The 13,281-nt window shown below is 74.4% G+C and carries 14 protein-coding genes; 9 read left to right on the top strand and 5 right to left on the bottom strand.

From position 1 onward, the window contains the following. The 3 genes from ACI79X_RS13150 to ACI79X_RS13140 form a co-directional block, all read left to right on the top strand. On the top strand, window positions 1-1,104 hold a 1,104-nt coding region (locus ACI79X_RS13150; RefSeq protein ID WP_457025848.1), incomplete at its 5' end, for a class I SAM-dependent methyltransferase. Further along, window positions 1,101-1,508 carry a DUF6752 domain-containing protein gene (locus ACI79X_RS13145; protein ID WP_457025847.1) on the top strand — a complete coding sequence of 136 codons (408 nt, stop codon included), beginning with the start codon at window positions 1,101-1,103 and terminating at the stop codon, window positions 1,506-1,508. The genes ACI79X_RS13150 and ACI79X_RS13145, both read left to right, overlap by 4 nt. Beyond that, window positions 1,505-1,945, top strand: coding sequence for an adenylyltransferase/cytidyltransferase family protein (locus tag ACI79X_RS13140; protein ID WP_217651288.1), 441 nt, complete (start codon window positions 1,505-1,507; stop codon window positions 1,943-1,945). The genes ACI79X_RS13145 and ACI79X_RS13140 overlap by 4 nt, the downstream gene beginning before the upstream one ends. A gap of 6 nt (window positions 1,946-1,951) precedes the next feature. Here ACI79X_RS13140 and ACI79X_RS13135 read toward each other — a convergent pair whose 3' ends face one another. The 5 genes from ACI79X_RS13135 to ACI79X_RS13115 are packed head-to-tail and all read right to left on the bottom strand — an operon-like array spanning window position 1,952 to window position 5,573. Continuing rightward, a complete protein-coding gene (locus tag ACI79X_RS13135) occupies window positions 1,952-2,395 on the bottom strand; it encodes a GtrA family protein (RefSeq protein ID WP_457025846.1) in 444 nt (147 codons plus the stop codon). A 1-nt stretch (window position 2,396) separates the two neighbouring features. Next, the gene (locus ACI79X_RS13130; RefSeq protein ID WP_457025845.1) at window positions 2,397-3,218 is read right to left on the bottom strand and encodes a DUF1028 domain-containing protein; all 822 of its coding nucleotides are present in this window, start codon (window positions 3,216-3,218) and stop codon (window positions 2,397-2,399) included. 30 nt (window positions 3,219-3,248) lie between these two features. After that, window positions 3,249-3,917: a CoA transferase subunit B gene (locus ACI79X_RS13125; protein ID WP_457025844.1), complete on the bottom strand. Its 669-nt coding sequence runs from the start codon at window positions 3,915-3,917 to the stop codon at window positions 3,249-3,251. After that, window positions 3,914-4,729, bottom strand: coding sequence for a CoA transferase subunit A (locus tag ACI79X_RS13120; RefSeq protein ID WP_457025843.1), 816 nt, complete (start codon window positions 4,727-4,729; stop codon window positions 3,914-3,916). The genes ACI79X_RS13125 and ACI79X_RS13120 overlap by 4 nt, the downstream gene beginning before the upstream one ends. Before the next feature lie 40 nt (window positions 4,730-4,769). Further along, window positions 4,770-5,573 carry a TIGR03089 family protein gene (locus ACI79X_RS13115; RefSeq protein ID WP_457025842.1) on the bottom strand — a complete coding sequence of 268 codons (804 nt, stop codon included), beginning with the start codon at window positions 5,571-5,573 and terminating at the stop codon, window positions 4,770-4,772. A gap of 178 nt (window positions 5,574-5,751) precedes the next feature. Here ACI79X_RS13115 and ACI79X_RS13110 point away from each other — a divergent pair, with 178 nt between their 5' ends. Genes ACI79X_RS13110 through ACI79X_RS13085 form a run of 6 tightly spaced genes read left to right on the top strand, consistent with a single transcriptional unit; the run spans window position 5,752 to window position 12,894 of the window. Continuing rightward, window positions 5,752-8,094, top strand: coding sequence for a hypothetical protein (locus ACI79X_RS13110; RefSeq protein ID WP_457025841.1), 2,343 nt, complete (start codon window positions 5,752-5,754; stop codon window positions 8,092-8,094). Then, window positions 8,091-8,528, top strand: a complete 438-nt coding sequence (locus tag ACI79X_RS13105; RefSeq protein WP_457025840.1) for a GtrA family protein — start codon at window positions 8,091-8,093, stop codon at window positions 8,526-8,528. The genes ACI79X_RS13110 and ACI79X_RS13105 overlap by 4 nt, the downstream gene beginning before the upstream one ends. 52 nt (window positions 8,529-8,580) lie before the next feature. Next, window positions 8,581-9,153 carry an HAD family hydrolase gene (locus ACI79X_RS13100; protein WP_457025839.1) on the top strand — a complete coding sequence of 191 codons (573 nt, stop codon included), beginning with the start codon at window positions 8,581-8,583 and terminating at the stop codon, window positions 9,151-9,153. Beyond that, window positions 9,153-11,375 (top strand): lysylphosphatidylglycerol synthase transmembrane domain-containing protein, encoded by a 2,223-nt coding sequence (locus tag ACI79X_RS13095; RefSeq protein ID WP_457025838.1) that lies wholly within the window; start codon window positions 9,153-9,155, stop codon window positions 11,373-11,375. The genes ACI79X_RS13100 and ACI79X_RS13095 overlap by 1 nt, the downstream gene beginning before the upstream one ends. After that, on the top strand, window positions 11,372-12,154 hold the full coding sequence (locus ACI79X_RS13090) for a glycosyltransferase family 2 protein (RefSeq protein WP_457025837.1): 783 nt from the start codon (window positions 11,372-11,374) through the stop codon (window positions 12,152-12,154). Before ACI79X_RS13095 ends, ACI79X_RS13090 begins: the two co-directional genes overlap by 4 nt. After that, window positions 12,154-12,894, top strand: coding sequence for a glycosyltransferase family 2 protein (locus tag ACI79X_RS13085; RefSeq protein ID WP_457025836.1), 741 nt, complete (start codon window positions 12,154-12,156; stop codon window positions 12,892-12,894). Before ACI79X_RS13090 ends, ACI79X_RS13085 begins: the two co-directional genes overlap by 1 nt. Window positions 12,895-13,281: the final 387 nt, after the last annotated feature.

Below are 13,281 nucleotides of genomic sequence, written 5' to 3'. Positions count from 1 at the left end.
GTGCGGGAGGACGGGCACGTCCTCCCGCACGACGACGACGCCGACCTCGCCTACCTCAGCCGGCTCTCGGCCCCGGTGGACGTGGTGCTCGAGGCGTTCGAGCTCGGCCGGGTGCTGGCCGGCGCCGGACACCGGGTGCTGCGCCTGTCGGCCGGCCACCTCCAGGTCCTCGTCGAGCACGACGGCCGGCCCGATCACTACGTCGACGTCTTCACCGGGTTCCTGCTCGAGGGGCGCTGGTTCCAGCACTTCCCGATCCGCACCGAGGCGACCGAGGAGGACCTCCTCCCGCCGGTGACCGTGCTGGTCGAGGGCCGCCCGGAGCCGGCGCCGCGGGACCCCGAGCGGATGTTGGTCGAGCTCTTCGGCCCCGGGTGGCGCGTGCCGGACCCGGCCTACCAGTTCGACATCCCGCCGGAGACGGCCGACCGCTTCTACGGCTGGTTCGCCGACTACAACGTCGAGCGCGAGGGCTGGGAGGACGAGATCGTCCTCGCCACCGAGGAGCCCCGCCCCGCCCGCGCGATGAGCGGCCTCGCCCGGGCGCTGCACGCGATGGCCCCCGACGGTGCGCCGGTGCTCGACCTCGGCTGCGGGCTGGGCTCGGACGCCCTGGCGCTGGCCGCCGCGGGCCGGACCGTGCGCGCTGTCGACTTCTCCCGCTACGCCGTGGGGACAGCCCGCCGGGCGGCGGGGGAGCGGGACCTCGACGTCGCGTTCGACGTCCTCAACCTCCTCGACACCCGCCTCGTCCTCCGGCTGGGCGCCGAGCTCGCCGCCGGGCACCCGGGCGCCTGGACCGTGCTCGGACGCCGCCTGCTCAACGCGCTGGAGGACCGCGGCCGGGACAACGTGTTCCGGCTCTGCGGGATGCTGCTGCGCCGCGGCGGGACCGCCCACCTCGACGTCGTCGCCGACCACGCCCACCCGGGGATCGCCCCCCACCGCCACCTCCGCCTCGACGACGTCCTCGCCGAGGCGGCGCGGCACCGGCTCGTCGCCGACGAGGTGGTCCCGTGCACCGAGCCGGTCTCCTGGGCCGGCGCCCCCGAGGAGCGCCTCACCGACCTGTGGCGCATCACCCTGCGACGGAGGAACAGTTGACCCCCGACGACGCGGCGCCCCGGCGCCCCCTGGCCCGGCCGGCGCACCTGGTGCGCCGGGCCCTGGCACCCGCCGGCCTCGAGCTGGCCGGGCAGCTGTCCGCCCTGCAGCAGGAGTTCGCCGACCTCCGCGCCGCCGACGACCGGCTGCGCGAGGAGCTCGACGAGGCGCACGGCCGGACCCGTGAGCTCGAGGCGGAGGTGGCCCGGCTGCGCGGCCTCGGCGACGAGGTGGGCGCGCTCCGCGAGGAGGTGGCGCGGCTGCGGGACGGCCTGCACGAGGAGCGGCGGCTCCACCTGCGCGTCGCCGAGCTGACCGACCTGGTCACCGAGCTGGTCCTGCCCCTGCACGACCGGGAGATCGACCCGGCGGTCCTGCGCTCCCTCCGGCCGGAGACCACGTGAGCCTGGCGCCGGTGCCCGGCCCCACCCGGGTGGTCACCTTCGGCACCTTCGACGTGTTCCACGCCGGCCACCTCCGGCTGCTCGAGCGGGCCGCGGCGCTCGGGGACCGGCTCGTCGTGGGCATCAGCTCCGACGAGCTCAACCGCGGCAAGAAGGGGCGCTCACCGGTCTACCCGCTCGCGGCGCGCATGGCGATCGTCGGCGCGCTGCGGTGCGTCGACGAGGTGTTCGTCGAGCACAGCCTGGAGGCCAAGCGGCGGTACCTCGTCGAGCAGCGGGCTGACGTCCTCGTCATGGGCGACGACTGGGCGGGCCGCTTCGACGGCCTCGGCGACGTCTGCCGGGTCGTCTACCTGGAGCGCACCCCGGCGGTGTCCACGACCGCGATCATCGAGCAGATCCGCGGCGTGCCGGCGGAGGTCGGCGAGAGCGCCTGAGCGCCGTCAGCGGCGGAAGACCACCGTCCGCAGCACGACGAAGTTGACGGCGGTGCCCAGGCCCTGCGACACCGCCCAGGCCAGCGTCGGCGCCCACCACCGCTGCGGCAGCCACAGCAGGGCGAGCGCGTTGACCGCCAGGACCACCCCGAACGTGGTGCCGTAGAGCAGCACGAACCCGGCCACCCGCCGCGACCCGCCCTCGACGCCGAACGCCCAGCGCCGGTTGAGGACGTAGGCGGTCGTCGTGCCGCAGACGAAGCTGATCGCCCGGGCGAGCCAGGTGGCCAGCCCCAGGTGCAGGCCGAGGGTGTAGACGCCGAGGTCGACGACGGCCGACAGGGCGCCCACGGCGACGAAGCGGGTCAGCTGGCGCAGCAGCCCGTCGCGCGCGGGCTCGCCGGCGGGTCCGTCGGCGGGGATGCCGTCGGCCGGGACGTCGGCGGCCACGTCAGTCGAGCAGCCGGGACACCGCGGCCAGCCGCGAGTCGCCGGCCATCGAGGCCAGCCACGCCGACCAGCCCGGGCGACGGCGGACGGCGGCCAGCGCGGCGCGGGCGCCCTCCCGGTCGCCGCGCCGCGAGGCGGCCAGCGCGGCGTAGAGGTCGCGGGCGCCCTCGGGGGCGAACAGGGCCAGGGTGTCGTAGTCGCGCTCGTCGTAGGCGCGCTGCAGGTTGCGCAGCATCCGCAGCTGGGCGACCGGGTCGCCCGAGTCGTCGACGCGCAGGTCCATCCGCACCCCGTCGTCCTCCTCCGACGCCGGCTGCCCGCTCACCACGAGCAGTGCCGCCGACTGCCGCCCGCGCAGGTCGCCCCCGGCGTCCTGGCCCGCGGCGAGCGCGGCCAGCAGCCGATCGGGCAGCCCGCCCGCGGCGGCCTCGTACGCCGCGGCCATCGCCGGGAGCACGTCCGGGGAGGCGAGCATGTTGCCCTGGACGCTCCAGCCCCCGCCGACGAGGTGGCCGCTGACCGGGAACGAGCCGGGGCCGGTGTCGGCGGCGACGGACCCGTCGGTGGCGAGCACGGCGATCTGCCGGTCGACGTCCTCCGCGGCGTGCGCGGCCCGGCGCACCAGCACCGCCGGCGCGGTGCCCTCGGCGAGCCCGCCGAGCAGCACGTGCCCGAGGCCGCGCGGGCTGCGCGCCTGCACGGCGACGACGCCGACGCCCGGGCGGGCGCTGGGGACCGCCCGGCCGACGGCCAGGATGCACGAGGAGACCGCGATGCCCATGTCCCCGGTGACGGGGTCGCGGGCGACGACCGAGAACGTCACCGGGGGAGCGGTGCCGTGGTCACGACCGGGTCAGACCGTGGCCGGCAGGGCCATCGTGGGCACGTCGCCCGGCACCGCGAGCGGGGCACCGGTCTTCTCGACGACCTCGTCGGCGCTGACGCCCGGCGCCACCTCGCGCAGCACGAACCCCTCGGGCGTGACGTCGACGACGGCGAGGTCGGTGACCACCCGGTCGACGCACGCCTTGCCGGTCAGCGGCAGCGAGCACTCCTCGACCAGCTTCGGCGACCCGTCGCGGGCCACGTGCTCCATCATGATCACCACGCGGCGCGCGCCGTGGACGAGGTCCATCGCCCCGCCCATGCCGTTGACCATCTTCCCGGGGATCAGCCAGTTGGCCAGGTCGCCGCGGGGGTTGACCTGCATCGCGCCGAGGATGGCGAGGTCCAGGTGCTTGCCGCGGATCATCCCGAAGCTCATCGCGGAGTCGAAGAAGCTCGCGCCCGGCAGGATCGTGACGGTCTCCTTGCCGGCGTTGATCAGGTCGGGGTCCTCGTCGCCCTCGAAGGGGTACGGACCGACGCCGAGGACGCCGTTCTCGCTGTGCAGGACCACGTGCACGCCGTCGGGGACGTGGTTGGGCACCAGCGTGGGCATGCCGATGCCCAGGTTGACGTAGGAGCCGTCCTGCAGCTCCTGGGCCACCCGGGCGGCGAGCTGGTCGCGGGTCAGCGTCACGCGTTCTCCTCCGTGGCCTCTTCGCCGCCGGCGGCCGGCGGAGCGGACTCCGCGACCGCGGCCGGGCGGGGGCGCGTGGTGCGCCGCTCGATCTTCTTGCCCTCCGCGCCGACGACGACCACCCGGTCGACGAAGACACCGGGCAGGTGCACGTGCTCGGGGGTGATCTCGCCGGGCTCGACGAGCTCCTCGACCTCGGCGATCGTGACCCGCCCGGCCATGCCGGCCAGCGGGTTGAAGTTCATCGCCGACTCGTGGAAGACCAGGTTGCCGTGCCGGTCGCCGACCGCGGCGCGCACCAGGCCGAAGTCGGCGGTCAGCGCGGTCTCGAGCACGTACTCGGTGCCGTCGAAGACGCGGGTCTCCTTCGGCGCGCTGGTCTCGACCACGGTGCCCTCGGCGTCGTAGCGCACCGGGATGCCCCCGTCGGCGACCATCGTGCCCACGCCGGTGGGCGTGTAGAAGGCGGGGATCCCGGCGCCGCCGGCCCGCAGCCGCTCGGCCAGCGTGCCCTGCGGGGTCAGCTCGACCTCCAGCTCACCGGAGAGGTACAGCCGGGCGAGCTCCTTGTTGCCGCCGACGAACGAACTGATCGTGCGGCGGATGCGCCCGGCGTAGAGCAGCACCCCGAGCGCCTGGTCGTCGACGCCGCAGTTGTTGGAGATGGTCGTCAGGTCCCGCGCGCCCTTCTCCAGCAGCGCGTCGATCAGCGCCACCGGGACACCGCAGAGCCCGAACCCGCCCACGGCGAGGACGGCGCCGTCGCCGACGTCGGCCACCGCCTCCCGCGCGCTCGCGACGACCTTGTCCATCAGCTGACCACCGTCTCTCCCGGCGCGGTGGGCGGCCGCCTCAGGCGGGCCGGCCCAGCTCGCGGATGCCCTCGATCCGGACGCCGAGCGTAGCGGTGACCCGTTCGGCCTCCGCCCGGCCGCGCAGAGCGGCCGGGTCGGGGTGCCGCACGAGCACCAGCGAGGCGCCCGCCGCCAGCGGCGCGAGCAGCCAGGCGACCGGCCCTGCCTCCTCCGCGGTCCGCTCGTCGACCAGCACCCGGTCCCCGGCCGCTAGGCCCAGCCGCCCGGCGAGCTCCTCGGCGGCGCCGGCCAGCGCGCCGAGCGTCAGCTGCAGGCCGCCGGCCGACAGGCCGGGGGAGGCCGGGTCCGGCTGCCGGTAGGGGGTGAAGACGTCGCCGTGCGTCCGCACCTCGAGGGCGAAGTCGCGCGCCGGGCCGGCGTAGCCCGTCATGCCCATCCCGAGCGGGTGCAGCGACAGGCCCATGAGGTCGGGGAGGTCCTGCTCCTCCAGCGGCGCGAGCCGGTCCTGGGCGGCGAGGACGACGTCGGCGGCGTCGAGGCGGCCGTCGTCCTCGGCGGCGGTGTCGAGCACCGCGGCGCCGCAGCTCCACACGCCGAGCAGCACCGCGGCGGTCTGCCAGTGCACCGGCAGGGCGACGGCGACCGCACTGCCCGGGCCCACGTCGAACTCGTCCTGCAGCAGGTTCGCCGTCTTCGCGACCCAGTTCGCCAGGGTCGTGGCCGACAGCTCCACGCGCTCGCCGGTGGCGTCGTCGTAGGCGGTGACCAGGGGGGCGGAGGGGTCGCGGCGCAGCGCCGCGGCGAGCAGTCCGGCGGGGTCCGTGGGACGAGTGGGAGGCACGGGGACAGGGTGGCACCGGACCGGACCGGTTCGCCCCAGGGCCGTCCACGCGCGGATACAGTCGGCTCCCGGAACGCCCCACGAGCACCGGTCGGGCCCGCCTCCCGACGGGAGCGCCTTCGGTGCCGCGGGCCCGGCCGGTCAGGCCGCCCGCGTCGGACGAGAAGGCCGAGACCCCATGAACGCAGACACCGGCTCCCGCGCCGCCGTCCTCGACCGCGAGACCCCGCCGGTGCCCGAGCGGACCCCCGACGCCGACCGCGCCCCGCGCGGCCCGCGCGCCGCCACCTGGGTGCTCGCCCTCGCCGGCTACCTCGTCGCCCAGGGCCTGCAGCTGCTGCTGGTCCGCCACTGGGCGCCCCGGTTCTTCTGGTTCGACGACTCGCAGGCGCAGTTCGGCCCCATGACCTGGTGGCTGGGCCAGAACCTCGAGGGCGGCCGGCCGCCGCTCATGGACCCCGACCTCGGGATGGGCGGCAACGTCGTCGCCGACATGCAGTACGGCGTGCTGGACCCGCTGCACTGGCTGGTGCAGGCGGTCGTCGGCCGCTCCGGGGACTTCCTCGCCATCTCCTGGGCCTACGGCGCCGGGATGATCCTGGTGCTCGGCGCGGGCGCCGTCGTCGTCCTGCTGCAGTACGGCGTGCGGCCCGCGCTCGCCGTCGCCGGCGCCGTCGGCATCGGCTCCAGCGGCTTCCTCGTCTGGTACGGCAGCTCCTGGTGGCCGCTGCTGTGGGCCACCGCCTGTCTGCCGTGGCTGTGGGCCGGCCTGCGCAGCCGCTCGGCCGTGGGCGTGCTGGGCACCGGTCTCGCCACCTGGGCGCTGCTGACCTCCGGCAACCCCTACGCCTTCCCCTTCGCCGGGCTGGTGATCGTCGGCCAGCTCGTCGAGTACCGCCGCGAGTACGGCTCCTGGAAGGCGGCGCTGGTCAACGCCCGCGCGCTGTCGCGGGTCGCGGCCGCCGTCGGCGGGCTCGTCGTCGCGCTGCCGACCTTCGTCGCCACCCTGCAGCTGTCGGAGGTCATGGGCCGCCAGGGCGCCGACCCGCTCATCGGCAACGCCGGCTTCGGCGTGCCCAACCTCGCCGACGTGCTGCTCGGCGGCACCACGCTGCTCGGCCAGACCAACGCCTGGACCGGCACGATCGGCCTGGTCCCGGCCATGGCCACGATGCTGGTGGCCCTGCCCGCCGCCGCGCTGGTCGACTGGCGCGCCGCCTGGCGCCGGCCCGGGGTGCTCACCGCCGGCCTGGTGTGGGCCGCCGCCGTCGTCGCCACCCAGCTGCCCACCACGGTGTCGGTCTTCCGCTACCCGGTGCGCTACCTCGTCTACGTCGAGGTCTTCCTCCCGCTGCTGGTGCTGATCGCGCTGGCCGCCGCGCCGGTGCTCACCCGCCGGCGGATCGCGCTGGCCGGCGGGATCGCCGCCGCCCAGGCCGCGCTCGCCTTCTCCCGCGCCCCCGTGCTGGTCAAGTGGCACGCGCTGGCGTTCGTCGTCGCCCTCGTGGCGCTCGCCGCGCTGGTCGCCGTGCTGCGCGGCTCCACCGGCGGCCGCGCCGGCGCCCGCCCGGCGGTGCCGGCCCTGGCCGGCGTCGTGCTGGTCCTCGCCGTCGCCTCCGGCTTCCCGCTGGGCGAGCAGATGATGGTCACCGTCCAGGAACGCGACGACGTCATCAAGGGCAACCCCGACAGCAACGGCGCCCCGCTCCGGGCGCTGGACCCGGGCCGTGACGTGGGCACCACGGTCGAGCAGTTCCGGGCCGCCTCCGTCGCGCCCGGCGAGCAGCTCACCGTCGTCACCTGGGGCTTCGACGGCGACCGCGGCTGGTCCGACGGCGTCGTCAACGGCAGCGGCAACGTCATCGCCGGCCTGCGCCCGGGCTACGCCTCGCTGGCCGTCTGGCAGGCCGCGCTCAACGACCACTGGTGCCGCTCGGTCTGGGGCGCCACCTGCTCCGAGCCCGCGCAGCTGCTCGCCGAGGCCGGTGACACCGGGCTGACCTGGCTGGACCTCATGTCCTCCGACGTCGTGCTGCTGTCGGCCGAGGCGCCGCAGGAGGTCGTCGACCACTTCGCGCAGGGCGGCTGGCGCCAGGTCGCGGCCAACGACACGTGGCTGCGCTACCAGCGCGCCGACGGGCTGCCCGGCCGCGTCACCGCGGTCACCGGCGACGTGAGCGTCTCCGAGGAGGACTGGACCTCCACCCTCGCCCGCGTCGACGCGCCCATGGACACCTACGTCGTCTCCACCGGTGACGAGGGCGGCACGCTCGCCACCCGGATCCCGTACTACCCGGGCATGACGGCGACCCTCGACGGCGAGGAGATCCCGGTGACCACGGTCGAGGGCGCCGCCCTCGCGGTGGACCTGCCCGCCGGGATCGACGGCGGCCGCCTCCAGCTGGCCTACGCCCCGGCCGGCGCCGGCGCGGTCGTGCCCGCCGCCCTCGCCGGGTCCGCGCTGATCGTGCTGGCCGCCGCCGGTGCCGTCGTCGCCGGCCGCCGGGAGGCCCGCCGGTGAGCGGCGGCCGCGTGCGGCACCTGCTGCGGCAGGTGGTCCGCTTCCTCCTCGGCTCGTGCCTCGGCCTCGCCGTCGACCTGGGCGTCTTCGCCCTCGGCGTGCGGCTGGGTGCCTCGCCCGGCGTCGCCAACGTGGTCAGCGCCGCCTGCGCCGTGGTCGTCGTCTACCTGTTCGTGACGAAGTACGCCTTCGCCGCCGAGCGCTCGCGCACCACCTTCGCGCTGTTCGTCGGGTGGTACGCGACCTCGATCGTCGTCTTCTCGGTGCTCATCGAGCTCCTGCACGACGTCACGGGGTGGGACGCCTTCGTCTGTAAGTTGGTGTCGCTGCCGCCGTCGTTCGCGGCCAACTTCGTCGCCAGCAAGCTGCTGTTCCGCGGCCGTCCGGCGGCTCAGCCCGAGCGGGAGCCGGCGCGCGACGGGGCGGGGGCCTGAGGTGGCAGCACGACCGGGCACCGGGACCGACGCACTGGGGGGACCGAACGGCATGACGCGTCCAGGCGGGTCGGTGCAGGCCCTGCTCTTCGACCTCGACGGCACCCTCGTCGACACCCGCGAGGCCAACTACGCGGCCTACCGCGGCGCGTTCGCCGAGTCGGGCCACGAGCTGACGCCCGAGCAGTTCGCCGGCACCTGGGGGCGCGACTCGCGGGACTTCATCCCCGACCTGCTGCCGGGCATCGACCCCAGTGGCGTCGACACGATCCGCGCGGCCAAGAGCCGGCTCTACGCCGAGGTCCTGCACGAGACGTCGGCCAACGACGCGCTCATCGCGTTCCTGCGGCTGGTCGCCCCGACCCACCGCACCGCGCTGGTGAGCACCGCCAAGTCCGGCAACGGCCGGCAGATCCTCGACACCCACGGGCTGACGCCGCTGTTCGACGTCGTCGTGTGGGGTGACGAGGTGACCCGCAGCAAGCCCGACCCGGAGGGCTACCTCAAGGCGCTGGAGCTGCTCGGCGCCGACGCGTCGGCGAGCCTGGCGTTCGAGGACTCCGAGACCGGGCGCCAGGCGGCCCTCGCGGCGGGGCTGATGGTCCTCGAGGTGCCGCACTTCTGATGGCTCTCCGCTACTCGCGCGGCCGGCTCGCGCTCATCGTCGTCGCGCTGCTCTCGCTCGCCGGCTTCGTCGTCCTCACCCGGGACTCGCTCACCGACGTGTTCGACCGGCTGGCCTCGGGCCTGTCCGGCGGCGGCTGGGCGCTGCTCGGGCTCGCCGCCGCGGTGCAGCTCGGCGGGCACGTGCTGCGCGCCGCCCGCACCAAGGTGCCGATCGACAACGTCCGGCGGGGCAGCCTCGCGGGGCAGTTCCGGCACCTGTCGATCGGCTACCTGTTCAACCTCGTCTGGCCGCTGCGCGTCGGCGAGGTCGTCCGCTCCTACCTGATCGCGAAGACCCTGCGGATCAGCTGGCTGTACACGCTGATGGCCGTCGTGCTCGAGCGGCTCATCGACGTCGTGCTCGTCTCGGTGGCGTTCCTGCTGGTCATCGCGCTGTTCGGCGGCCCGATCGCCGGCATCGTGCCGTTCGCCGCCGTCGCCGCGCTGGTCGTCTCGCTGCTGCTCATCGGCTCGTTCGCCGCGCTCGTGCGGGAGAACGCGACGCTCATGCGGCTGGCCTGGCGGATGACGGCGTGGCTCAACACCGACCTGGAGAACCGGGCCCGGTTCAAGCTGTGGTCGGTCATCTTCGGCTTCCAGCGGTTCCTGCGGCAGCGCCGCCAGCTCGCCCGCTACGGCGTGCTGACGCTGGCCTCGTGGGCCTGCTACGTCGCCGCGGCCGCGGGAACCGTCGCCGTCGTGTTCCCGGCGCTGTCGAGCCGCGACGCGGTCATCACCACCGCGGCGCCGGCCGGCGTGGTCAGCCCGAGCATCGGCAACGGCGCCCCGGGCACCTACACCGACGGGATCCGCGACTTCGTCACCGGCAGCACCGGCCTGTCCGGCTCCGAGGTGCTGCTGTTCGCCGCCGCCTCCTGGGTCGTCGTGAACGTGCCGGTGATCGTCGTCGCCGTCGTCGCCCTGTTCGTCAACTGGGCGCGGCGCACCAGCGACCCGCTCGCCGGCGCCGAGCTCGCCCCGGCCGACCGGTACGTGAACAAGCTCGGCCGCGACCAGGACATCTCCGGGTCGATGACGCACTTCCTCGACGCCTACTTCCAGCGCCAGCACCTCAGCACGGTCATGCACCGGCTGGAGGTGAAGGGCAACGTCAGCCTGGTCCGCTTCTTCAAGGGCGGGTCGAACGCGGTGACGCTGCTGGCCACCAACGGCTCCGGCGAGCTGTTCGTGAAGAAGATGGTGCCCACGGAGTACGCACACCGGCTGAAGAACCAGCACGACTGGCTGGCCGAGCGGGCCGACCACGACCAGCTGGTCACCGTGCTGCGCGAGGAGCACGCCGAGGACCACTACTCGATCGACCTCGAGTACCGGCCCAGCAGCGTCCCCCTGCACGAGTACGTGCACGAGAACCCGCTGGCCGAGGGCGCGGCCAAGCTGGCCGAGGTCTGGGACTACATGTACTCGCGGGTCTACCGGCTCGGCGCGCTCGAGGCCCGCCCGGAGCTGCGCGACGACTACGTCACCGAGCGGTTCGTGCTGCGCGTGCGCGCCGCCGCGGAGTCGCACCCGGCGCTGGCCGAGGCGCTCAAGGGCGACCGGATCGTCGTCAACGGCACCGAGCTGGACAACTTCGACCGGATCCTCGCCCGCATCCAGGCCAACCCGGCCGCGTGGGAGGACCTGGCGACCTTCCGCTCGTCGTCGCACATCCACGGCGACCTGACGGTCGACAACATCCTCGTCGACCTGCCCACCGACCGGGTGCTGGTCATCGACCCCTCCGACGACAACCAGATCCGCGGCCCGGTCATCGACTTCGCCCGGCACATGCAGTCGCTGCTGTACGGCTACGAGTTCCTCAACGACGACGAGGACCCGGTCGTGCTCGGCGCCGCCGCCGACGGCACCCCGGAGATCACCTACCGCGACGCGCGGTCGGCCCGGTACGCCGAGCTCGCCGACTTCGTCTCCACCGAGGTCATGCCGCGGCGGCTGTCGCAGGCCGAGCAGCGCGCGGTGCTGTTCCACGTCGGGCTGTTCTACGGCCGGATGCTCACCCACCGGGTGGCGATCAACCCCGGCACGGTGCTCAAGTACTACGGCGTCTGCATCCAGGCGCTGAACCGCTTCCTGGAGCAGTACGAGCTGCCCGTGGCTGCCCAGGACGACGACGTCTTCGGCGATGCGCCGAGGGACGGGGAGGTCCTCGCACGGTGAGTCCGGAGCCGCAGAAGGTCGTTGTCGCCATCCCGGCGTACAACTGCGCCCCCCAGATCGGCCGGGTGCTCGACGAGATCACCGACGAGGTGGCCGCCCGGGTCGAGGAGATCTGGGTGATCGACAACCGGAGCACCGACGACACCCTCGAGCGGGCGGTGGAGTACCGGCGCTCGGGCCGGCTGCCGAAGCTGCGGGTGTTCCGGAACCGGCAGAACAACAGCCTCGGCGGCACCCACAAGGTGGCGTTCGAGCACGCCCGGGCCGCCGGGATGACCCACGTGGTGATCCTGCACGGCGACAACCAGGCGAAGAGCGACGAGCTCACCCTGCTGCTCGACCACGCCGCCGCCCACCCGGAGACCCAGACGGTGCTCGGCTCGCGGTTCAGCCGCCGCTCGACGCTGCACGGCTACGACGCCAAGCGGGTGTGGGGCAACCGGGTGCTCAACGGCGTCTACAGCGCCGTGGCGCTGCGCTCGCTGCAGGACCTGGGCTCGGGCCTGAACCTGTTCGCGCTGCGCGACCTCGACCCGGCCCGCTACCTGCGGTTCGCGAACCACCTGACGTTCAACTACGAGCTGATCCTCGACCTGGTGGCCCGGAAGGTGCGCTTCGCGTACGTGCCGATCACCTGGCGCGAGGAGGACCAGGTGTCGAACGCGCGGAACTGGAACATCTTCCGGACGGCGCTGCGCAACCTGGCGCTGTGGCGGCTGGGCCGGCCGACGTCGGAGCCGGCGCCGGAGCGCGACTACGAGTGGGACGAGGTCTCCTGATGGCCACGCTGCAGGTGCTCATGCCGATGGGCGGGCTCGGGACGCGGTTCCGCAAGGTCGGGATCACCACGCCCAAGCCGCTCATCGAGGTCGACGGCGGCCCGATGTTCCGGCGGGCGCTGCGCTCGTTCGACCCGTGGAGCGGCGACAAGACGGTCACCGTCGTCGTCCGGTCCGACGACGACGCCGAGCACGGGCTGGCCGAGAAGGTCCTCGCCGCCCAGCCCGACGCGCGGATCGTGATGCTCGACCACGACACCCGCGGCGCCGTCGAGACCTGCCTGGTGGCCCGGGACGCGCTCGACCCCGACCAGCCGCTGGTGATCATCGACTGCGACATCGCCTTCGACAGCGCCGAGTACTTCCGGGTGCTCGCCGACGCCGTCGAGCAGCAGAGCCTCGACGGGCTGCTGCTGTCGTTCTCGTCGGTGCTGCCGCGCTACAGCTTCGCCGAGGTGGGCCCCGACGGGCTCGTCGTCCGCACTGCGGAGAAGCAGGCGATCAGCTCCGACGCGCTCATGGGCGTCTACTCGTTCACCTCGGCGCGGGTGTTCCTCGAGGCCGCCGACCGGCTCATGGCCAGGCAGATCGACGCCGCCATGCCCGAGTACTACGTCTCGCTGGTGTTCAACGAGCTCATCTCGTCGGGCCGGCGCGTGGGCCTGGTGCGCGGCGACTTCTACTGCTTCGGCACGCCCGAGGAGCTCGAGGCCTACCAGCGGACCGGCCTGCCGGTCTGAGCTCCCGCACGACGCGGCCCGGAGGCCCGGTGGCGATCCGCCACCGGGCCTCCGCGCGTCCGGGGTGTTGGCGTTCCCGCGGGAACGCGTCCGCGGACGCGCTCCCCGCGATCACGGGGCTCCGGTGGCGACACGCCGCGCGGTACCGGCGCGTCGCCACGCCGGCTCCATGATCGCGGGGGAGGACCCGCCCCACGGGTGACCGCGGAAGCCGCGTTCCGCGGGAACGCGGAACCGGAACCACGGCGCACGGGCGCGCGGCCCGCGGCGGATCCGTGGCCACGGTGGGCGGGTGGGCGACGTCGAGGCTCTGCTGGACGCCGTCGAGCACGACGTCGCCACCGTGCTGGACGCGGGCGCCGGCCGCAGCCGCGCGAACGCCCTCGC

This window comes from Geodermatophilus sp. SYSU D01119 (assembly GCF_054049975.1).
Note: the sequence above shows the minus strand (reverse complement) of the source record. Positions and strands in the feature narration are given on the sequence as shown.

Coding starts and splice junctions, on each gene's coding strand:
- ACI79X_RS13095 (WP_457025838.1), top strand. CDS start 9,153: ATGGCTCTCCGCTACTCGCGCGGCCGGCTCGCGCTCATCGTCGTCGCG.
- ACI79X_RS13100 (WP_457025839.1), top strand. CDS start 8,581: ATGACGCGTCCAGGCGGGTCGGTGCAGGCCCTGCTCTTCGACCTCGAC.
- ACI79X_RS13110 (WP_457025841.1), top strand. CDS start 5,752: ATGAACGCAGACACCGGCTCCCGCGCCGCCGTCCTCGACCGCGAGACC.
- ACI79X_RS13085 (WP_457025836.1), top strand. CDS start 12,154: ATGGCCACGCTGCAGGTGCTCATGCCGATGGGCGGGCTCGGGACGCGG.
- ACI79X_RS13120 (WP_457025843.1), bottom strand. CDS start 4,729: ATGGACAAGGTCGTCGCGAGCGCGCGGGAGGCGGTGGCCGACGTCGGC.